Here is a 20,127-nt window from a genome sequence, read left to right as displayed (position 1 = left end):
CGTATTTTTCCTCACTCACCGCGCGTGAATGCTGATTTATCGTCATCTTCATGGCAAACTAGCCGCCGAAATTAATGCGACCATGCCCTGGAGGAATACGTGGATAAAATTTTCGTTGATGAAGCAGTAAATGAGCTGCAAACCATTCAGGACATGTTGCGCTGGTCGGTGAGCCGCTTCAGCGCGGCAAATATCTGGTACGGCCACGGCACCGATAACCCGTGGGATGAAGCCGTACAACTGGTGCTGCCATCGCTCTACCTGCCGCTGGATATTCCGGAAGATATGCGCACCGCGCGTCTGACTTCCAGCGAAAAACATCGTATTGTTGAGCGCGTGATCCGCCGCGTCAACGAACGCATTCCGGTGGCCTACCTGACCAACAAAGCCTGGTTCTGCGGTCATGAATTTTACGTCGATGAACGTGTGCTGGTGCCGCGCTCGCCGATTGGTGAACTGATCAACAATAAATTTGCCGGACTCATCAGCAAGCAACCGCAGCACATTTTAGATATGTGCACCGGAAGCGGCTGTATTGCGATTGCCTGCGCTTATGCCTTCCCGGAAGCAGAAGTCGACGCGGTAGACATCTCTCCTGACGCGCTGGCGGTTGCTGAACAGAACATCGAAGAACATGGTCTGATCCACAACGTCATTCCGATTCGTTCCGATCTGTTCCGGGACTTGCCGAAAGTGCAGTACGACCTGATCGTCACTAACCCGCCGTACGTTGATGCGGAAGATATGTCCGACCTGCCAAATGAATACCGTCACGAGCCGGAACTGGGTCTGGCATCTGGTACTGACGGCCTGAAACTGACGCGTCGTATTCTCGGTAATGCGGCAGATTACCTTGCTGATGATGGCGTGCTGATTTGTGAAGTCGGCAACAGCATGGTACATCTTATGGAACAATATCCGGATGTTCCGTTCACCTGGCTGGAGTTTGATAACGGCGGTGATGGTGTGTTTATGCTCACCAAAGAGCAGCTTATTGCTGCACAAGAACATTTCGCGATTTATAAAGATTAAGTAAACACGCAAACACAACAATAACGGAGCCGTGATGGCTGGAAACACAATTGGACAACTCTTTCGCGTAACCACCTTCGGCGAATCGCACGGGCTGGCGCTCGGCTGCATCGTCGATGGTGTTCCGCCAGGTATTCCGCTGACGGAAGCGGACCTGCAACACGATCTCGACCGTCGTCGCCCTGGGACATCGCGCTATACCACTCAGCGTCGTGAGCCGGATCAGGTCAAAATTCTCTCCGGTGTTTTTGAAGGCGTTACTACCGGCACCAGCATTGGTTTACTGATTGAAAACACTGACCAGCGTTCTCAGGATTACAGCGCAATTAAAGACGTTTTCCGTCCAGGCCATGCCGATTACACCTACGAACAAAAATACGGTCTGCGCGATTACCGCGGCGGCGGTCGTTCTTCCGCTCGCGAAACCGCCATGCGCGTTGCAGCAGGGGCGATTGCCAAAAAATATCTCGCTGAGAAATTTGGTATAGAAATTCGCGGCTGCCTGACCCAAATGGGCGACATTCCGCTGGAAATCAAAGACTGGTCTCAGGTCGAGCAAAATCCATTCTTCTGCCCGGATCCGGACAAAATCGAAGCCTTAGATGAACTGATGCGCGCGCTGAAAAAAGAGGGTGACTCTATTGGCGCGAAAGTCACCGTTGTTGCCAGTGGCGTACCCGCCGGACTTGGCGAGCCGGTCTTTGATCGCCTGGATGCCGACATCGCCCACGCGCTGATGAGCATCAACGCGGTGAAAGGTGTGGAAATTGGTGATGGTTTTGACGTGGTAGCGCTGCGTGGCAGCCAGAACCGTGACGAAATCACCAAAGACGGTTTCAAGAGCAACCATGCGGGCGGTATTCTCGGCGGCATCAGCAGCGGGCAGCAAATCATTGCCCATATGGCGCTGAAACCGACCTCCAGCATTACTGTGCCTGGACGCACCATTAACCGCTTTGGCGAAGAAGTTGAGATGATCACCAAAGGCCGTCACGATCCTTGTGTTGGGATCCGCGCGGTGCCGATCGCGGAAGCGATGCTGGCGATCGTTTTAATGGATCACCTGTTACGGCAACGGGCGCAAAATGCTGATGTGAAGACTGATATTCCACGCTGGTAAAAATGAACAAAACTGCGATTGCGCTGCTGGCCCTGCTTGCCAGCAGCGCCAGCCTGGCAGCGACGCCGTGGCAAAAAATAACCCAACCTGTGCCGGGTAGTGCACAATCGATAGGCAGTTTTTCAAATGGCTGTATCGTTGGTGCTGACACGCTGCCGATACAGTCCGAACATTATCAGGTCATGCGTACCGATCAGCGTCGCTATTTCGGGCACCCGGACCTGGTGATGTTTATCCAGCGTCTGAGTAGCCAGGTGAGCAATCTGGGTATGGGCACGGTGCTGATTGGCGATATGGGAATGCCTGCTGGTGGGCGTTTCAATGGCGGTCACGCCAGTCATCAGACCGGACTGGATGTGGACATCTTCCTGCAACTGCCGAAAAAACGCTGGACCTCCGCGCAACTCTTGCGCCCGCAAGCATTAGATTTGGTTTCCCGCGACGGTAAACACGTTGTCCCCGCGCTGTGGAAGCCCGAAATTTTCAGCTTGATTAAACTCGCCGCGCAGGACAAAGACGTCACGCGTATTTTTGTTAATCCGGCGATTAAACAACAACTTTGCCTTGATGCGGGCACCGATCGCGACTGGTTGCGCAAAGTGCGACCCTGGTTCCAGCATCGCGCCCATATGCATGTACGATTACGTTGTCCTGCCGATAGTCTGGAGTGTGAAGATCAACCTTTACCGCCACCGGGCGATGGTTGCGGGGCAGAACTGCAAAGCTGGTTTGAACCTCCAAAACCGGGAACAACAAAGCCTGAGAAGAAGACACCGCCTCCGTTGCCGCCTTCCTGCCAGGCGCTACTGGATGAGCACGTGATCTAATGGAAACGTTTAATAGCCTGTTTATGGTTTCCCCGCTATTACTGGGACTCCTCTTTTTTGTCGCCATACTGGCGGGATTTATCGACTCTATTGCCGGGGGCGGTGGGCTACTCACCATTCCGGCATTAATGGCGGCGGGGATGTCTCCGGCTAACGCGCTGGCAACCAATAAACTGCAAGCCTGCGGTGGCTCTATTTCTGCCACTATCTACTTTATTCGCCGCAAAGTGGTTAGCTTAAGCGATCAGAAACTCAATATCGCCATGACCTTTATCGGCTCAATGAGCGGCGCTTTGCTGGTGCAGTACGTTCAGGCTGATGTCTTGCGGCAGATTTTGCCCATTCTGGTGATTTGTATTGGTCTTTATTTCTTACTGATGCCCAAACTGGGAGAAGAAGATCGCCAGCGTCGGATGTATGGACTGCCATTTGCGCTGGTGGCGGGGGGCTGCGTAGGTTTTTACGATGGATTCTTTGGCCCGGCTGCCGGATCGTTTTACGCGTTAGCCTTCGTTACGCTGTGCGGCTTTAACCTCGCCAAAGCCACGGCCCACGCCAAATTACTCAACGCAACGTCTAATATCGGCGGTTTGCTGCTGTTTATTCTCGGCGGCAAAGTGATTTGGGCGACAGGATTTGTGATGCTGGTGGGGCAGTTCCTCGGCGCGCGCATGGGGTCAAGACTGGTGTTGAGCAAAGGGCAAAAGCTGATTCGCCCGATGATTGTTATCGTCTCGGCGGTGATGAGTGCCAAATTACTTTATGATAGCCACGGACAGGAGATCCTCCACTGGTTGGGGATGAACTAATGAATAGTACACACCACTATGAGCAGTTGACTGAAATTTTTAATAGCTGCTTTGCCGATGAATTTAATACCCGTCTGATTAAAGGCGACGACGAACCGATCTATCTTCCTGCTGATGCGGAAGTACCGTATAACCGAATCGTCTTTGCTCACGGCTTTTATGCCAGCGCAATTCATGAGATTTCGCACTGGTGTATTGCCGGGAAAGCGCGCCGTGAGCTGGTTGATTTCGGCTACTGGTATTGTCCCGACGGACGCGATGCCCAAACGCAAGGCCAGTTTGAAGATGTTGAAGTGAAGCCGCAGGCGCTGGACTGGTTGTTCTGTGTGGCGGCGGGATATCCGTTTAATGTCAGTTGCGACAATCTGGAAGGGGATTTCGAACCGGACCGCGTGGTATTTCAACGGCGGGTACATGCACAGGTAATGGATTATCTGGCAAACGGTATTCCCGAGCGTCCGGCACGCTTCATTAAAGCACTACAAAATTATTATCACACGCCGGAACTTACGGCGGAACAGTTCCCGTGGCCGGAAGCGCTCAACTGAAGCCTGCGCCACGTTTTACAATGAGGAAAGAAGATGATCGCGGAGTTTGAATCACGCATTCTGGCATTAATCGACGGTATGGTTGACCATGCCAGTGATGATGAGTTGTTTGCCAGTGGGTATTTGCGTGGCCACCTGACATTAGCCATCGCAGAACTGGAAAGTGGTGATGACCACTCCGCCCAGGCGGTACATAAGACCGTTAGCCAGAGTCTGGAAAAAGCCATTGGTGCCGGTGAGTTGTCGCCGCGAGACCAGGCGCTGGTGACCGATATGTGGGAAAACCTGTTTCAACAGGCTTCACAGCAGTAAGTTGTTGGCGTCTGGAGCGTCATGCCTGATGCGACGCTTATCGCGTCTTATCAGGCCTACAGGTTTTACGTAGGTCGGATAAGGCGTTCACGCCGCATCCGACATTGAGTGCATAATGCCTGATGCGACGCTTACCGCGTCTTATCAGGCCTACAGATTTCACGTAGGTCGGATAAGGCGTTCACGCCGCATCCGACAAACGCTGCCAAAGCAGATTACCCTGCCTTAACCGCTTTCCCTTTCAACAACTTCCGCACCCATAACCGATTTGGATTTAACGCCGCCAGCGTATTGCTATCCATCGGAATCGGTTCGTCGCTCATCTGCGCTGCCAGAATCTCGGCACACAGCGGGGCAGAACACAAACCGCGCGAACCTAAAGCAGCAAACATAAAGAGATCGTCATAAATCGGCGCGCTGACCGCGTTGTCTTTCTGTTCCGCCAGAGATGCATATTCTGCGAGCGTTGCATCATAATCAGGGACATTGCCTACCATTGGCAGATGATCTCGGGTGGCACAACGCACACCGCAGCGAGCGTCTTTATCACTGACATCAACCTCTTTTGCCCACTGCGCCTGCGGGAAACAATCAATCAACCGCTGGCGATTCTGCTGCTGATCTTCATCACTGTACGCCGTATCTTCGCTGCCGCGATGATAACTGGCACCAATACAATGGTGCTGATTCGCCGGATTTTGTGGCGTGAGATAACCGTCATAGCACAGCACCTGCTTCAGCTTCGCCAGTTCCGGCGTTGTTGGAATATGGCTGACCTGACCGGCAACGGAATACACCGGCAGAGACAACGTTTGACTGAAACCGCTGATTTGATGCCCGTTCGCCAGTACCACTACACTGTGTGTTGCTTGCTGATCACCTGCAAAATTCAATAACCAACAGTCATCCTGACGGGATAAATCCTTTAACTGATGTTGATAACAAATCTGCAAACCCTGCTGTTGTGCCAGCTCCAGCACATTACGGGTCAGCTCTGCCGGACACAGCCAACCACCTTGCGGATAAGTAATACCGCTGCAATTTGTCGCAACGCCCGTAATTTGTTCAACCGCCTTAGCATCAACGGCCACAGCCAGTTCTGCGGGTAAATCCATCGACAGCATTTGTGCGATTTTGTGCTGACTTTTCTCATCCCAGCCTAACTGCGTGACGCCGCACCAGTCATGATCAAATTTAACAGGCAATAAATCGTAAAGCCGACGAGCAAATGTAAACGCATTGGAGAAAAAACGGTTTAGTGCTTCATCATGTTTACTTAAGAGCGGATACAGCGCCCCCTGGCGATTGCCGGAAGCACCGAGCGCGGGGGCCTCATCCGCACAATAAAGTGTAACCTGCCAGCCGCGCCGTAATAGCGCCAGCGACAATAATGCGCTGGCGATACCACCGCCAATAATCGCCGCTTCCCGTTTGCGACTACCCGTACGGTTAAACCACGGCGTGGAGCAGGGGAGGGGTAATGTCTGTTCCATCACCCCACAAAGCATTTCCCGTTTACGCCCAAATCCTTTGCGCTTTTGCATGGTGAATCCGGCTTCCTGCAAACCCCGGCGGACAAAACCGGCAGACGTAAATGTCGCCAGAGTGCCACCCGGACGCGCCAGCCTTGCCATGGCGTTAAACAGATTTTGCGTCCACATATCCGGGTTCTTCGCTGGCGCAAAGCCGTCCAGAAACCAGGCATCTACCTTTTGATTTAGCGAATCGTCCAGTTGGCTAGTCAGTTCGTTAATGTCACCAAACCATAAATCCAGCGTCACGCGGCCTTCATCGAGCAATAAACGATGGCAACCGGGCAAGGGCAAAGGCCACTGCGCCTGAAGTTTTTCTGCCCACGGTGCCAGTTCTGGCCAGTGTTGATGCGCTAATCCTAAATCCGCACGAGTGAGGGGAAATTTCTCATAACTAATGAAATGTAAGCGTTGTAATTGCGCTTGCGGATGAGCTTCGCGAAACTGATCAAATGCCTGCCATAGCGTCAGGAAGTTTAATCCGGTGCCGAAGCCGCTCTCTGCTACCACAAACAGAGGATGCGGATGTTCAGGAAAGCGTGCCTCTAATTGGTTACCCCCAAGAAAAACATAGCGTGTCTCTTCCAGTCCGTTATCGTTGGAAAAATAGACATCGTCAAAATCTCGGGAAACAGGTGTACCCTCAGCATTAAATTCGAGGTTGGCAGGTTGTATGGCGTAGTGTTTCACGTAAGTTACTCGTCTTACAGGCGGTGGCTCGATCTTAGCGATGTGTGTCAGGCTGCGCAAATTTCTCTATTAATTGGCTGATCGGACTTGTTCGGCGTACAAGTGTACGCTATTGTGCATTCGAAACTTACTCTATGTGCGACTTACAGAGGTATTGAATGAAACGTGCAGTGATTACTGGCCTGGGCATTGTTTCCAGCATCGGTAATAACCAGCAGGAAGTCCTGGCATCTCTGCGTGAAGGACGTTCAGGGATCACTTTCTCTCAGGAGCTGAAGGATTCCGGCATGCGTAGCCACGTCTGGGGCAACGTAAAACTGGATACCACTGGCCTCATTGACCGCAAAGTTGTGCGCTTTATGAGCGACGCATCCATTTATGCATTCCTTTCTATGGAGCAGGCAATTGCAGATGCTGGCCTCTCCCCGGAAGCTTATCAGAATAACCCGCGCGTTGGCCTGATTGCAGGTTCTGGCGGCGGTTCCCCTCGTTTCCAGGTGTTCGGCGCTGACGCTATGCGTAGCCCGCGCGGCCTGAAAGCGGTTGGCCCGTATGTGGTCACCAAAGCGATGGCATCTGGCGTTTCTGCCTGCCTCGCCACGCCGTTTAAAATTCACGGCGTTAACTACTCCATCAGCTCCGCGTGTGCGACTTCCGCACACTGTATCGGTAACGCAGTAGAGCAGATCCAACTGGGCAAACAGGACATCGTGTTTGCTGGCGGCGGCGAAGAGCTGTGCTGGGAAATGGCTTGCGAATTCGACGCGATGGGCGCGCTGTCTACTAAATACAACGACACCCCAGAAAAAGCCTCCCGTACTTACGACGCTCACCGCGACGGTTTCGTTATCGCTGGCGGCGGCGGTATGGTGGTGGTTGAAGAGCTGGAACACGCGCTGGCGCGTGGGGCTCACATCTATGCTGAAATCGTTGGTTACGGCGCAACGTCTGATGGTGCAGACATGGTTGCTCCGTCTGGCGAAGGCGCAGTTCGCTGCATGCAGATGGCGATGCACGGTGTTGATACGCCAATCGACTACCTGAACTCTCACGGTACTTCAACTCCGGTTGGCGACGTGAAAGAGCTGGCGGCTATCCGTGAAGTATTCGGTGATAAGAGCCCGGCGATTTCTGCAACCAAAGCAATGACCGGTCACTCTCTGGGCGCTGCGGGTGTGCAGGAAGCTATCTACTCTCTGCTGATGCTGGAACACGGCTTTATCGCACCGAGCATCAACATTGAAGAGCTGGACGAGCAGGCTGCGGGTCTGAACATTGTGACCGAAACGACCGATCGCGAACTGACTACCGTTATGTCTAACAGCTTCGGCTTCGGTGGCACCAACGCCACGCTGGTAATGCGTAAGCTGAAAGATTAATTCGGAGTAGGTCGGATAAGACGCGCCAGCGTCGCATCCGACGATACGCGCCAATGCGGCATTCGACACTAACGCAAAAGGGAACCCGATGGTTCCCTTTTTCACATCATTGACAATCGCCGCCTGTTCCAGGCAAACTTCCCGCTTTGTCGATTTCCTTCTGAAAAGACGTACGCGTTAAATCCTGCCAACGCGTACCGTAACCCTGAAACCAGAGAGATGAGACGGGGAAATTCCTCGCCTCGCGCTGCATTCTGGAGTAATGCATGACTGCTGTAAGCCAAACCGAAACACGATCTTCTGCCAATTTTTCGCTTTTCCGCATCGCTTTTGCGGTTTTTCTCACCTACATGACCGTAGGGTTACCATTGCCGGTTATCCCGCTGTTTATTCATCATGAGCTGGGCTATGGCAACACCATGGTCGGGATTGCCGTCGGCATTCAGTTTTTGGCTACGGTGCTGACGCGTGGCTATGCCGGGCGACTGGCCGATCAATATGGTGCAAAACGTTCGGCGCTTCAGGGGATGTTAGCTTGTGGTCTGGCGGGGGGCGCACTGCTGTTGGCGGCGATTTTGCCCGTCTCCGCACCGTTCAAATTTGCTCTGTTGGTCGTCGGACGTTTGATTCTTGGCTTTGGTGAAAGCCAGTTACTGACGGGCGCTCTGACCTGGGGATTGGGCATCGTTGGGCCAAAACATTCCGGCAAAGTGATGTCATGGAACGGAATGGCTATTTACGGTGCCCTCGCTGTTGGTGCACCGCTTGGCCTGTTGATTCATAGCCATTACGGTTTTGCTGCACTGGCGCTCACCACAATGGCATTACCCATACTGGCGTGGGCCTGCAACGGCACAGTGCGCAAAGTACCGGCCCTGGCGGGAGAACGTCCATCGCTGTGGAGCGTTGTCGGGCTTATCTGGAAACCAGGGTTAGGTCTGGCGCTACAAGGCGTGGGTTTTGCGGTTATCGGAACTTTCGTTTCGCTCTACTTTGCCAGCAAAGGATGGGCGATGGCGGGCTTTACTCTTACCGCGTTTGGCGGGGCATTTGTCGTGATGCGCGTAATGTTTGGTTGGATGCCGGACCGTTTTGGCGGCGTGAAAGTGGCGATTGTTTCTCTGCTTGTAGAAACAGTGGGCTTGTTGCTGCTCTGGCAGGCGCCAGGTGCGTGGGTCGCATTAGCGGGCGCGGCCTTAACCGGAGCTGGATGTTCGCTTATCTTTCCTGCGCTGGGCGTGGAGGTGGTTAAACGTGTACCGTCACAAGTTCGTGGCACCGCGCTGGGCGGTTACGCCGCGTTTCAGGATATCGCCCTCGGCGTCTCCGGGCCGCTGGCGGGAATGCTGGCGACCACATTTGGTTACTCATCGGTATTTCTTGCCGGGGCGATCTCTGCGGTGCTGGGAATTATTGTCACGATACTGTCGTTTCGTCGGGGTTAACGAACCAGCCAGACCAGCATCAGGATAATCGCGACTAATAGTATCCACAGCGCGGGACGCGTTGCCATGTTTTGCAACGTGTCCATCATCGGTGGAAAAGGATTAAGCAGCGGTTGCATATCACGCGGATCAATCCCTTTAACCCGCCGTTGATAAAGCTGATTAAGGATATCCTCAGCCTGGGCTGAAGAAAGCGATGATTGCGCAGAAAGGCCATATTTTTGCTGGATATATGCCGATAACGCCGCCAGTTCACTGGCATCTAAAGGTTGTTTAAGCGCCATCTGTAGTGATTCCAGCGTCGGCGTATTTTGCTGGCTTAGCGTCTGACGCGCCTGCAGCCAGGTCACCAGATGGTTAAACAGTTTCGCTGGAATTAACTCACCATCTTTCACCCCGGAAAGTTCCAGCATCGATTGCCAGATCTGCTTGCTGGGTTCTCCCGTTGCCGCCGCAAGTTTGGTAACCAGCTGTTTGAGCGTATTGTGCTCCGCCGGTAATAACGGACGGTCGGTCGCCTCGCGCTGCTGCGGTTGCGGGATAACCATCTTCCCTTCCTGCAACAGGGTGAGAATGGTTTTTAATTGCTCCGGTGAGAGCTGATTCAGTGGCGTCTGACCAAAGTTATGACGAATATAATCCGTGACCGCCTGACGATTATTCCCCAGGCGTAAATACTCACCCAATTGGGCTAAAAGCTGGCGGGCAGAATGGCTTTTTTGCGCGGTCAGCAAACGTTGCGCCAGATTATGCTCAGCGGCGGGAAAGTGACGCGAAAGCAGCGGCGAATCTCCCGACAGGCCAATATCATGCCTGATACCCGCCCACAGTTCTGCTCTTTGCTGTTGCGTCAGCGAAGTCACTTTCGTCATTAAGCTTTCCAGCGAAGTACGTTGCTGACTGGATAAAGGCTGATTGCCCGCGCCAGACGGCAGGTTATCTCCCTGACCTGGTGGTTGCCCAGGAGGAGGGCCGGAAATAGGTTGTATCATTACGTATCCTTATACCTGAAATCATCGCAAGTATGCCTGGCCGCGAGATTATGGCACACTTGTCCGGTTAACTCTCGTCTCATACAGGTAACACAAACGTGAAAATCCTTGTTGATGAAAATATGCCTTATGCCCGCGACTTATTTAGCCGTTTGGGTGAGGTGACTGCGGTTCCGGGGCGTCCAATCCCAGTAGCTCAACTGGCAGATGCGGATGCGCTGATGGTGCGTTCGGTCACGAAAGTGAATGAATCTTTGCTGGCAGGAAAACCCATTAAATTTGTTGGCACAGCCACAGCGGGAACCGACCATGTCGATGAAGCATGGTTAAAGCAGGCGGGAATTGGTTTTTCCGCAGCACCTGGCTGTAATGCGATTGCGGTGGTGGAATATGTTTTCTCCTCACTGCTGATGCTTGCTGAACGCGATGGATTTTCACTGCATGAGCGTACCGTGGGGATCGTGGGCGTTGGTAACGTTGGTCGGCGTTTACAGGCGCGACTGGAAGCGCTGGGGATCAAAACCTTGCTTTGCGATCCGCCGCGTGCCGATCGTGGGGATGAGGGCGATTTCCGTTCGTTGGATGAATTAGTCCAGCATGCGGATATCCTGACATTCCATACGCCACTCTTTAAAGACGGACCTTACAAAACGCTGCATCTAGCGGACGAAAAACTGATTCGTAACCTGAAGCCGGGAGCGATCTTGATTAACGCCTGCCGTGGCGCAGTCGTTGATAATACTGCCCTGTTGACCTGTCTGAATGAAGGTCAGAAGTTAAGCGTAGTGCTGGATGTCTGGGAAGGCGAACCGGAACTCAACGTGGAATTGCTGAAAAAAGTGGATATCGGCACGCCGCATATTGCGGGTTACACCCTCGAAGGTAAAGCCCGTGGCACTACGCAAGTATTTGAAGCGTATAGCAAGTTTATTGGGCGTGAGCAACACGTTGCGCTTGATACGTTGCTACCCGCGCCAGAGTTTGGCCGTATTACACTGCATGGTCCGCTCGATCAACCGACACTGAAAAGGCTGGTGCATTTGGTGTATGATGTGCGCCGCGATGACGCACCGCTGCGTAAAGTCGCCGGGATACCGGGTGAGTTCGATAAACTGCGCAAAAACTATCTTGAGCGCCGTGAATGGTCATCTCTGTATGTGATTTGTGATGACGCCAGTGCGGCATCATTGCTGTGTAAACTGGGTTTTAACGCCGTTCATCATCCGGCACGTTAATCTCTTCTTCATGCTCTCTGCTGTAACATTGGCAGAGAGCTTTGCTATTTCTGGAGTAAACCACCATGTCTGAAGGCTGGAACATTGCCGTCCTGGGCGCAACTGGCGCTGTGGGCGAAGCCCTGCTTGAAACGCTGGCTGAACGTCAGTTCCCGGTTGGGGAAATTTATGCACTGGCACGTAACGAAAGCGCAGGCGAACAACTGCGCTTTGGTGGTAAGACAATCACCGTGCAGGATGCCGCTGAATTCGACTGGACGCAGGCGCAACTGGCGTTTTTTGTCGCAGGCAAAGAAGCTACCGCTGCCTGGGTTGAAGAAGCGACCAACTCAGGTTGCCTGGTGATCGACAGCAGCGGATTGTTTGCTCTCGAACCTGACGTACCGCTGGTGGTGCCGGAAGTTAACCCGTTTGTACTGACCGATTACCGCAACCGAAATGTCATCGCCGTACCGGACAGCCTGACCAGCCAGCTGTTGGCAGCACTGAAACCGTTAATCGATCAGGGCGGTTTGTCACGTATCAGCGTCACCAGCCTGATTTCTGCCTCCGCCCAGGGTAAAAAAGCGGTCGATGCGTTAGCAGGACAGAGCGCGAAACTGTTGAACGGTATTCCGATTGATGAAGAGGATTTCTTCGGTCGTCAGCTGGCGTTCAACATGCTGCCGTTACTGCCGGATAGCGAAGGTAGCGTGCGTGAAGAACGTCGTATCGTTGACGAAGTACGCAAAATTCTGCAAGACGAAGGGCTGATGATTTCGGCAAGTGTTGTTCAGGCACCGGTATTTTACGGTCATGCCCAGATGGTCAACTTTGAAGCTCTGCGTCCGCTGGCGGCAGAAGAAGCGCGTGATGCGTTTGCCCAGGGCGAAGATATTGTGCTCTCTGAAGAGAACGAATTCCCGACGCAGGTGGGGGATGCTTCTGGTACGCCGCATCTTTCCGTTGGCTGTGTACGCAATGACTACGGTATGCCGGAGCAAGTCCAGTTCTGGTCAGTGGCCGATAACGTTCGCTTTGGCGGCGCGCTGATGGCAGTAAAAATCGCCGAGAAACTGGTGCAGGAGTATCTGTACTAATGTCCGACCAGCAACAACCGCCAGTTTACAAAATTGCGCTGGGCATTGAGTACGACGGCAGTAAGTATTACGGCTGGCAACGGCAGAACGAAGTACGCAGTGTGCAGGAGAAACTGGAAAAGGCACTCTCTCAGGTGGCGAACGAACCGATCACCGTCTTTTGTGCCGGGCGTACCGACGCAGGCGTACACGGTACAGGGCAGGTTGTGCATTTCGAAACTACCGCACAGCGTAAAGACGCTGCGTGGACGTTGGGCGTAAATGCGAATTTACCTGGTGACATCGCCGTGCGTTGGGTTAAAGCTGTACCTGATGATTTTCATGCCCGATTTAGCGCCACGGCTCGCCGTTATCGCTACATCATCTACAATCATCGGCTGCGTCCGGCAGTGCTGAGTAAAGGGGTAACCCATTTTTACGAACCGCTGGACGCTGAACGGATGCATCGGGCCGCGCAATGCCTGCTGGGCGAGAATGATTTCACCTCGTTCCGTGCGGTGCAGTGCCAGTCCCGAACCCCGTGGCGCAACGTTATGCATATTAATGTCACGCGTCACGGTCCTTATGTGGTGGTAGATATCAAAGCAAATGCCTTTGTACATCATATGGTCAGGAATATTGTAGGCAGCCTGATGGAAGTCGGTGCCCACAACCAGCCGGAGAGCTGGATAGCAGAACTGCTGGCGGCAAAGGACAGAACGCTGGCGGCAGCAACGGCAAAAGCGGAAGGACTGTATCTGGTCGCGGTGGATTACCCTGACCGGTTTGATCTTCCAAAACCGCCAATGGGCCCGCTATTTCTGGCGGACTAACGAGAATAATGCTCGGAACATTTCAGGCTGTAGCCAACGTAGTTACAGCCTGAAAGATGACGAGTACAAGGCATAGGCTAATATGGACCTGATTTATTTCCTCATCGATTTTATCCTGCACATTGACGTGCATCTGGCAGAACTGGTCGCAGAGTATGGCGTCTGGGTTTATGCCATCCTGTTTTTGATTTTGTTCTGTGAAACCGGTCTGGTGGTAACGCCGTTCTTACCGGGAGATTCGCTGCTGTTTGTTGCAGGGGCACTGGCCTCGCTTGAAACCAACGATCTCAATGTTCATATGATGGTGGTACTGATGTTAATTGCCGCGATTGTTGGTGATGCGGTCAACTACACCATAGGACGGTTGTTCGGTGAGAAATTATTCAGTAATCCGAACTCGAAAATTTTTCGTCGTAGCTATCTCGACAAAACTCATCAGTTTTATGAAAAACACGGCGGCAAAACCATTATTCTCGCCCGTTTTGTGCCAATCGTCAGAACGTTTGCCCCCTTTGTCGCAGGGATGGGCCACATGTCGTACCGTCATTTCGCTGCCTATAACGTGATCGGCGCACTGTTGTGGGTACTGCTTTTTACCTACGCAGGCTATTTCTTCGGTACAATTCCGATGGTTCAGGATAACCTTAAGCTGCTGATCGTCGGGATTATTGTGGTTTCCATTTTGCCGGGCGTCATCGAAATTATCCGTCACAAACGCGCTGCGGCACGCGCCGCAAAATAAAAAGTAACTCCGCGGTTCGACCACTTTTTTATCCAAAGTTTCGGGCTGTTATGTTTTAATGTGCAACATTCATGGTCTGTTGGGGACAAAAATGGCATTATGCGTCCCCAAAGATAAAACTGGCATCGAACCAGGTTCAGACAGAAAGGTCCCTAATGAGCTGGATTGAACGAATTAAAAGCAACATTACTCCCACCCGCAAGGCGAGCATTCCTGAAGGGGTGTGGACTAAGTGTGATAGCTGCGGTCAGGTTTTATACCGCGCTGAGCTGGAACGTAATCTTGAGGTCTGTCCGAAGTGTGACCATCACATGCGTATGACAGCGCGTAATCGCCTGCATAGCCTGTTAGATGAAGGAAGCCTTGTGGAGCTGGGTAGCGAGCTTGAGCCGAAAGATGTGCTGAAGTTTCGTGACTCCAAGAAGTATAAAGACCGTCTGGCATCTGCGCAGAAAGAAACCGGCGAAAAAGATGCGCTGGTGGTGATGAAAGGCACCCTGTATGGAATGCCGGTTGTCGCTGCGGCATTCGAGTTCGCCTTTATGGGCGGTTCCATGGGGTCTGTGGTAGGTGCACGTTTCGTACGTGCCGTTGAGCAGGCGCTGGAAGATAACTGCCCGCTGATCTGCTTCTCCGCGTCTGGTGGCGCACGTATGCAGGAAGCACTGATGTCGCTGATGCAGATGGCGAAAACCTCTGCGGCACTGGCAAAAATGCAGGAGCGCGGCTTGCCGTACATCTCCGTGCTGACCGACCCGACCATGGGCGGTGTTTCTGCAAGTTTCGCCATGCTGGGCGATCTCAATATTGCTGAACCGAAAGCGTTAATCGGCTTTGCCGGTCCGCGTGTTATCGAACAGACCGTTCGCGAAAAACTGCCGCCAGGATTCCAGCGCAGTGAATTCCTGATCGAGAAAGGCGCCATCGACATGATCGTCCGTCGTCCGGAAATGCGCCTGAAACTGGCGAGCATTCTGGCGAAGTTGATGAATCTGCCAGCGCCGAATCCTGAAGCGCCGCGTGAAGGCGTAGTGGTGCCACCGGTACCGGATCAGGAACCTGAGGCCTGATAACTGATAAGGGCAGGGCCACTGGCTCTGCCCTTTTGCTATTCTCACCGTAACGAATCAGCGGATACCATGATTATCAAACGCACTCCTCAAGCCGCGTCGCCTCTGGCTTCGTGGCTTTCTTATCTGGAAAACCTGCACAGTAAAACTATCGATCTTGGCCTTGAGCGCGTAAGCCAGGTCGCGGCACGTCTTGGCGTTCTGAAACCAGCGCCATTTGTATTTACCGTTGCGGGTACGAATGGCAAAGGCACCACCTGCCGTACGCTGGAGTCGATTCTGATGGCGGCAGGGTACAAAGTGGGCGTCTACAGTTCGCCACATCTGGTGCGTTATACCGAGCGCGTTCGTGTGCAGGGCCAGGAATTGCCGGAATCGGCCCACACAGCCTCTTTTGCGGAGATTGAATCGGCACGCGGTGATATTTCCCTGACCTATTTCGAGTACGGTACGCTGTCGGCGTTGTGGCTGTTCAAACAGGCACAACTTGACGTGGTGATTCTGGAAGTAGGGCTGGGCGGACGTCTGGATGCAACCAATATTGTCGATGCTGATGTTGCGGTGGTGACCAGCATTGCGCTGGATCATACCGACTGGTTGGGGCCAGATCGCGAAAGCATTGGTCGTGAGAAAGCAGGGATTTTCCGCAATGAAAAACCGGCAATTGTCGGAGAGCCTGAAATGCCTTCTACCATTGCTGATGTGGCGCAGGAAAAAGGCGCACTGCTACAACGTCGGGGCGTTGAGTGGAACTATTCCGTCAGTGACAATGACTGGACGTTCAGCGATGCTCACGGCACGCTGGAAAATCTGCCGTTGCCGCTTGTCCCGCAACCGAATGCCGCAACGGCACTGGCGGCACTGCGTGCCAGCGGGCTGGAGGTCAGTGAAAATGCCATTCGTGACGGGATTGCCAGCGCAATTTTGCCGGGACGTTTCCAGATTGTGAGCGAGTCGCCACGCGTTATTTTTGATGTCGCGCATAATCCACATGCGGCGGAATATCTCACCGGGCGTATGAAAGCGTTACCGAAAAACGGGCGCGTTCTGGCGGTTATCGGTATGCTACATGATAAAGATATTGCCGGAACTCTGGCCTGGTTGAAAAGCGTGGTTGATGACTGGTATTGTGCGCCACTGGAAGGGCCGCGCGGTGCCACGGCAGAACAACTGCTTGAGCATTTGGGTAACGGCAAATCATTTGATAGCGTGGCGCAGGCATGGGATGCCGCAATGGCGGACGCTAAAGCGGAAGATACCGTGCTGGTGTGTGGTTCGTTCCACACGGTCGCACATGTCATGGAAGTGATTGACGCGAGGAGAATCGGTGGCAAGTAAGTTTCAGAATCGGTTAGTGGGTACGATCGTGCTGGTGGCGCTGGGGGTGATTGTACTTCCAGGGTTGCTGGACGGGCAGAAAAAGCATTATCAGGATGAGTTCGCGGCAATCCCTCTGGTGCCGAAAGCGGGCGATCGCGATGAGCCTGATATGATGCCAGCCGCCACCCAGGCGTTGCCGACACAGCCGCCAGAAGGCGCAGCGGAAGAGGTGCGGGCAGGTGATGCTGCCGCGCCGTCGCTCGATCCGGCCACTATTGCAGCCAATAACACCGAGTTTGAACCGGAACCTGCACCGGTCGCCCCACCGAAGCCGAAACCGGTGGAACCGCCTAAACCGAAGGTTGAAGCAGCACCTGCGCCGAAGCCAGAACCGAAGCCGGTCGTGGAAGAAAAAGCCGCCCCGACGGGTAAAGCGTATGTCGTCCAGCTGGGCGCGCTGAAAAATGCCGATAAAGTGAATGAGATTGTCGGTAAGCTGCGCGGTGCCGGTTATCGGGTTTATACGTCGCCATCCACGCCGGTGCAGGGTAAAATTACCCGTATTCTGGTTGGGCCAGATGCCTCGAAAGATAAGCTGAAAGGTTCGCTGGGTGAACTCAAGCAGCTTTCTGGCTTAAGTGGCGTGGTGATGGGCTATACACCGAATTAATACGGTTTTGCCTGATGCGACGCTGGCGCGTCTTATCAGGCCTGCGCAGGGGTAGAACCGTAGGTCGAATAAGGCGTTCACGCCGCATCCGACAGCCGTTGCCTGATGCGACGCTGGCGCGTCTTATCAGGCCTGTGCAGGAGTAGAACCGTAGGTCGGATAAGGCGTTCACGCCGCATCCGACAGTCGTTGCCTGATGCGACGCTGGCGCGTCTTATCAGGCCTGTGCAGGAGTAGAACCGTAGGTCGGATAAGGCGTTCACGCCGCATCCGACACGCATTGCCCGATGCTGCAAAGGCATAAAAAGTCGATGGCGTTGAATATTTTTTCAGCGCCATTTTTATTGAAGCGTGGGAAGGAAATCCCTACGCAAACGTTTTCTTTTTCTGTTAGAATGCGCCCCGAACAGGATGACAGGGCGTAAAATCGTGGGACACATATGGTCTGGATTGATTACGCCATAATCGCGGTGATTGCTTTTTCCTCTCTGGTTAGCCTGATCCGCGGCTTTGTTCGTGAAGCGTTATCGCTGGTGACATGGGGTTGTGCTTTCTTTGTTGCCAGTCATTACTACACTTACCTGTCAGTCTGGTTTACGGGCTTTGAAGACGAACTGGTTCGAAATGGGATTGCCATCGCGGTACTGTTTATCGCTACCCTGATCGTTGGTGCTATCGTGAACTTCGTGATAGGCCAGTTGGTGGAGAAAACGGGGTTGTCAGGCACCGACCGGGTGCTGGGCGTCTGTTTCGGTGCGTTGCGCGGTGTGTTGATTGTTGCTGCCATTCTCTTCTTTCTCGACTCCTTTACCGGGGTGTCGAAAAGCGAAGACTGGAGCAAATCACAGCTGATCCCGCAGTTCAGTTTTATCATCAGATGGTTTTTTGATTATCTGCAAAGCTCGTCAAGTTTCTTGCCCAGAGCGTAAGTGCTCTGAGATGTGGCTTAACGAGGAAAAAGACGTATGTGCGGTATTGTCGGTATCGCCGGTGTTATGCCGGTTAACCAGTCGATTTATGATGCCTTAACGGTGCTTCAGCATCGCGGTCAGGATGCCGCCGGCATCATCACCATTGATGCCAATAATTGCTTCCGTTTGCGTAAAGCGAACGGGCTGGTGAGCGATGTCTTCGAAGCTCGCCATATGCAGCGTTTGCAGGGCAATATGGGCATTGGTCATGTGCGTTACCCCACGGCTGGTAGCTCCAGCGCCTCTGAAGCGCAGCCGTTTTACGTTAACTCCCCGTATGGCATCACGCTTGCCCACAACGGCAATCTGACCAACGCTCATGAGTTGCGTAAAAAACTGTTTGAAGAAAAACGCCGCCACATCAACACCACTTCCGACTCGGAAATTCTGCTTAATATCTTCGCCAGCGAGCTGGACAACTTCCGCCACTACCCGCTGGAAGCCGACAACATCTTCGCCGCCATCGCCGCTACAAACCGCTTAATCCGCGGTGCGTATGCCTGTGTGGCGATGATTATCGGCCACGGTATGGTGGCTTTCCGCGATCCTAACGGTATTCGTCCGCTGGTACTGGGGAAACGTGATATCGACGACAATCGCACAGAATATATGGTCGCTTCCGAAAGCGTTGCGCTCGATACCCTGGGCTTTGAGTTCCTGCGTGATGTCGCCCCAGGCGAGGCGATTTACATCACTGAAGAAGGGCAGCTGTTTACCCGCCAGTGCGCTGACAACCCGGTCAGCAATCCGTGCCTGTTCGAGTATGTTTACTTTGCCCGACCAGACTCGTTCATCGACAAAATTTCCGTTTACAGCGCGCGTGTGAATATGGGCACCAAGCTGGGCGAGAAAATTGCTCGCGAATGGGAAGATCTGGATATCGACGTGGTGATCCCAATTCCGGAAACCTCTTGTGATATCGCGCTGGAAATTGCTCGTATTCTGGGCAAACCGTACCGCCAGGGCTTCGTTAAAAACCGCTATGTTGGCCGCACCTTCATCATGCCTGGCCAGCAGCTGCGTCGTAAGTCCGTGCGCCGTAAACTGAACGCCAACCGCGCCGAGTTCCGCGATAAAAACGTCCTGCTGGTCGACGACTCCATCGTCCGTGGCACCACTTCTGAGCAGATTATCGAGATGGCACGCGAAGCCGGAGCGAAGAAAGTGTATCTCGCCTCAGCGGCACCGGAAATTCGCTTCCCGAACGTTTACGGTATCGATATGCCGAGCGCCACGGAGCTTATCGCTCACGGTCGCGAAGTAGATGAAATTCGCCAGATCATCGGTGCTGATGGTTTGATTTTCCAGGATCTGAATGATCTGATCGAAGCCGTCCGTGCGGAAAACCCGGATATCCAGCAGTTTGAATGCTCGGTGTTCAACGGCGTTTACGTCACCAAAGATGTTGATCAGGGCTACCTCGATTTCCTTGATACTTTACGTAATGACGACGCTAAAGCCGTGCAACGTCAGAACGAAGTGGAAAATCTCGAAATGCATAACGAAGGATAATGACTTCGCTCAGGGTGCCGGTCTGGCACC

General features: G+C 53.3%; 19 protein-coding genes. 17 read left to right on the top strand and 2 right to left on the bottom strand.

Annotated elements, in window-relative coordinates:
• The first annotated feature begins 99 nt into the window (after positions 1 to 99).
• The 6 genes from prmB to QUE74_RS15010 are packed head-to-tail and all read left to right on the top strand — an operon-like array spanning position 100 to position 4,648.
• Entirely contained in the window at positions 100 to 1,032 is a 933-nt protein-coding gene (gene prmB, locus QUE74_RS15035; protein ID WP_001353063.1) for a 50S ribosomal protein L3 N(5)-glutamine methyltransferase, read from the top strand.
• Positions 1,033 to 1,066: 34 nt separating this feature from the next.
• Positions 1,067 to 2,152, top strand: coding sequence for a chorismate synthase (gene aroC / locus QUE74_RS15030; RefSeq protein WP_001354795.1), 1,086 nt, complete (start codon positions 1,067 to 1,069; stop codon positions 2,150 to 2,152).
• Between the two features lie 2 nt (positions 2,153 to 2,154).
• Positions 2,155 to 2,979, top strand: a complete 825-nt coding sequence (gene mepA, locus QUE74_RS15025) for a penicillin-insensitive murein endopeptidase (RefSeq protein ID WP_001043809.1) — start codon at positions 2,155 to 2,157, stop codon at positions 2,977 to 2,979.
• A complete protein-coding gene (locus tag QUE74_RS15020) occupies positions 2,979 to 3,788 on the top strand; it encodes a sulfite exporter TauE/SafE family protein (protein ID WP_000447348.1) in 810 nt (269 codons plus the stop codon). The genes mepA and QUE74_RS15020 overlap by 1 nt, the downstream gene beginning before the upstream one ends.
• Complete coding sequence (epmC, locus tag QUE74_RS15015) at positions 3,788 to 4,336, top strand: elongation factor P hydroxylase (protein WP_001089253.1); 549 nt, start codon at positions 3,788 to 3,790, stop codon at positions 4,334 to 4,336. The genes QUE74_RS15020 and epmC overlap by 1 nt, the downstream gene beginning before the upstream one ends.
• 33 nt (positions 4,337 to 4,369) lie before the next feature.
• Positions 4,370 to 4,648: a YfcL family protein gene (locus tag QUE74_RS15010; RefSeq protein ID WP_000559757.1), complete on the top strand. Its 279-nt coding sequence runs from the start codon at positions 4,370 to 4,372 to the stop codon at positions 4,646 to 4,648.
• 215 nt (positions 4,649 to 4,863) lie between these two features.
• On the opposite strand, the gene mnmC is transcribed toward QUE74_RS15010, so the two are convergent.
• The gene (gene mnmC / locus QUE74_RS15005) at positions 4,864 to 6,870 is read right to left on the bottom strand and encodes a bifunctional tRNA (5-methylaminomethyl-2-thiouridine)(34)-methyltransferase MnmC2/FAD-dependent 5-carboxymethylaminomethyl-2-thiouridine(34) oxidoreductase MnmC1 (protein ID WP_000683545.1); all 2,007 of its coding nucleotides are present in this window, start codon (positions 6,868 to 6,870) and stop codon (positions 4,864 to 4,866) included.
• A gap of 158 nt (positions 6,871 to 7,028) precedes the next feature.
• On the opposite strand from mnmC, the gene fabB reads away from it, so the two are divergent.
• Together fabB and QUE74_RS14995 are read left to right on the top strand one after the other, a co-directional pair.
• Positions 7,029 to 8,249 carry a beta-ketoacyl-ACP synthase I gene (fabB, locus tag QUE74_RS15000; protein WP_000817187.1) on the top strand — a complete coding sequence of 407 codons (1,221 nt, stop codon included), beginning with the start codon at positions 7,029 to 7,031 and terminating at the stop codon, positions 8,247 to 8,249.
• Between the two features lie 266 nt (positions 8,250 to 8,515).
• Complete coding sequence (locus QUE74_RS14995) at positions 8,516 to 9,694, top strand: arabinose transporter (RefSeq protein WP_000127741.1); 1,179 nt, start codon at positions 8,516 to 8,518, stop codon at positions 9,692 to 9,694.
• Here the strand turns inward: QUE74_RS14995 and flk are convergent.
• Entirely contained in the window at positions 9,691 to 10,686 is a 996-nt protein-coding gene (flk, locus tag QUE74_RS14990; RefSeq protein ID WP_000615830.1) for a flagella biosynthesis regulator Flk, read from the bottom strand. The two genes, QUE74_RS14995 and flk, sit on opposite strands and share 4 nt — an antisense overlap.
• Positions 10,687 to 10,784: 98 nt before the next feature.
• Here flk and pdxB point away from each other — a divergent pair, with 98 nt between their 5' ends.
• The 9 genes from pdxB (at position 10,785) to purF (ending at position 20,097) form a co-directional block, all read left to right on the top strand.
• Positions 10,785 to 11,921: a 4-phosphoerythronate dehydrogenase PdxB gene (gene pdxB / locus QUE74_RS14985; RefSeq protein ID WP_000699133.1), complete on the top strand. Its 1,137-nt coding sequence runs from the start codon at positions 10,785 to 10,787 to the stop codon at positions 11,919 to 11,921.
• A 65-nt stretch (positions 11,922 to 11,986) separates the two neighbouring features.
• A complete protein-coding gene (locus tag QUE74_RS14980; protein ID WP_001289165.1) occupies positions 11,987 to 13,000 on the top strand; it encodes an aspartate-semialdehyde dehydrogenase in 1,014 nt (337 codons plus the stop codon).
• Positions 13,000 to 13,812, top strand: coding sequence for a tRNA pseudouridine(38-40) synthase TruA (truA, locus tag QUE74_RS14975; RefSeq protein ID WP_001283589.1), 813 nt, complete (start codon positions 13,000 to 13,002; stop codon positions 13,810 to 13,812). The genes QUE74_RS14980 and truA overlap by 1 nt, the downstream gene beginning before the upstream one ends.
• An 82-nt stretch (positions 13,813 to 13,894) precedes the next feature.
• Positions 13,895 to 14,554: a DedA family protein gene (locus tag QUE74_RS14970; protein WP_000364335.1), complete on the top strand. Its 660-nt coding sequence runs from the start codon at positions 13,895 to 13,897 to the stop codon at positions 14,552 to 14,554.
• Between the two features lie 155 nt (positions 14,555 to 14,709).
• On the top strand, positions 14,710 to 15,624 hold the full coding sequence (gene accD, locus QUE74_RS14965; RefSeq protein WP_000118404.1) for an acetyl-CoA carboxylase, carboxyltransferase subunit beta: 915 nt from the start codon (positions 14,710 to 14,712) through the stop codon (positions 15,622 to 15,624).
• A gap of 69 nt (positions 15,625 to 15,693) precedes the next feature.
• Positions 15,694 to 16,962 carry a bifunctional tetrahydrofolate synthase/dihydrofolate synthase gene (folC, locus tag QUE74_RS14960; RefSeq protein WP_000584568.1) on the top strand — a complete coding sequence of 423 codons (1,269 nt, stop codon included), beginning with the start codon at positions 15,694 to 15,696 and terminating at the stop codon, positions 16,960 to 16,962.
• The gene (dedD, locus tag QUE74_RS14955) at positions 16,952 to 17,614 is read left to right on the top strand and encodes a cell division protein DedD (protein ID WP_000146990.1); all 663 of its coding nucleotides are present in this window, start codon (positions 16,952 to 16,954) and stop codon (positions 17,612 to 17,614) included. Before folC ends, dedD begins: the two co-directional genes overlap by 11 nt.
• Positions 17,615 to 18,054: 440 nt before the next feature.
• Positions 18,055 to 18,543: a colicin V production protein gene (cvpA, locus tag QUE74_RS14950; protein WP_000262113.1), complete on the top strand. Its 489-nt coding sequence runs from the start codon at positions 18,055 to 18,057 to the stop codon at positions 18,541 to 18,543.
• Between the two features lie 36 nt (positions 18,544 to 18,579).
• Positions 18,580 to 20,097, top strand: coding sequence for an amidophosphoribosyltransferase (gene purF, locus QUE74_RS14945; RefSeq protein ID WP_000334213.1), 1,518 nt, complete (start codon positions 18,580 to 18,582; stop codon positions 20,095 to 20,097).
• Positions 20,098 to 20,127: the final 30 nt, after the last annotated feature.

It is taken from the genome of Escherichia sp. 10290, from assembly GCF_030295155.1.
Taxonomy (GTDB): Bacteria; Pseudomonadota; Gammaproteobacteria; order Enterobacterales; family Enterobacteriaceae; genus Escherichia; species Escherichia coli_F.
The sequence above is the reverse complement of the archived record's forward strand: the minus strand, read 5'-3'. Positions and strand labels throughout refer to the sequence as shown.

What these genes read in the sequence shown, in the direction of transcription:
- purF (WP_000334213.1), top strand. Translation starts at nt 18,580, where the DNA reads ATGTGCGGTATTGTCGGTATCGCCGGTGTTATGCCGGTTAACCAGTCG.
- mepA (WP_001043809.1), top strand. Translation starts at nt 2,155, where the DNA reads ATGAACAAAACTGCGATTGCGCTGCTGGCCCTGCTTGCCAGCAGCGCC.
- QUE74_RS14980 (WP_001289165.1), top strand. Translation starts at nt 11,987, where the DNA reads ATGTCTGAAGGCTGGAACATTGCCGTCCTGGGCGCAACTGGCGCTGTG.
- QUE74_RS15020 (WP_000447348.1), top strand. Translation starts at nt 2,979, where the DNA reads ATGGAAACGTTTAATAGCCTGTTTATGGTTTCCCCGCTATTACTGGGA.
- truA (WP_001283589.1), top strand. Translation starts at nt 13,000, where the DNA reads ATGTCCGACCAGCAACAACCGCCAGTTTACAAAATTGCGCTGGGCATT.
- QUE74_RS14970 (WP_000364335.1), top strand. Translation starts at nt 13,895, where the DNA reads ATGGACCTGATTTATTTCCTCATCGATTTTATCCTGCACATTGACGTG.
- fabB (WP_000817187.1), top strand. Translation starts at nt 7,029, where the DNA reads ATGAAACGTGCAGTGATTACTGGCCTGGGCATTGTTTCCAGCATCGGT.
- cvpA (WP_000262113.1), top strand. Translation starts at nt 18,055, where the DNA reads ATGGTCTGGATTGATTACGCCATAATCGCGGTGATTGCTTTTTCCTCT.
- QUE74_RS15010 (WP_000559757.1), top strand. Translation starts at nt 4,370, where the DNA reads ATGATCGCGGAGTTTGAATCACGCATTCTGGCATTAATCGACGGTATG.
- QUE74_RS14995 (WP_000127741.1), top strand. Translation starts at nt 8,516, where the DNA reads ATGACTGCTGTAAGCCAAACCGAAACACGATCTTCTGCCAATTTTTCG.
- accD (WP_000118404.1), top strand. Translation starts at nt 14,710, where the DNA reads ATGAGCTGGATTGAACGAATTAAAAGCAACATTACTCCCACCCGCAAG.
- flk (WP_000615830.1), bottom strand. Translation starts at nt 10,686, where the DNA reads ATGATACAACCTATTTCCGGCCCTCCTCCTGGGCAACCACCAGGTCAG.
- epmC (WP_001089253.1), top strand. Translation starts at nt 3,788, where the DNA reads ATGAATAGTACACACCACTATGAGCAGTTGACTGAAATTTTTAATAGC.
- folC (WP_000584568.1), top strand. Translation starts at nt 15,694, where the DNA reads ATGATTATCAAACGCACTCCTCAAGCCGCGTCGCCTCTGGCTTCGTGG.
- aroC (WP_001354795.1), top strand. Translation starts at nt 1,067, where the DNA reads ATGGCTGGAAACACAATTGGACAACTCTTTCGCGTAACCACCTTCGGC.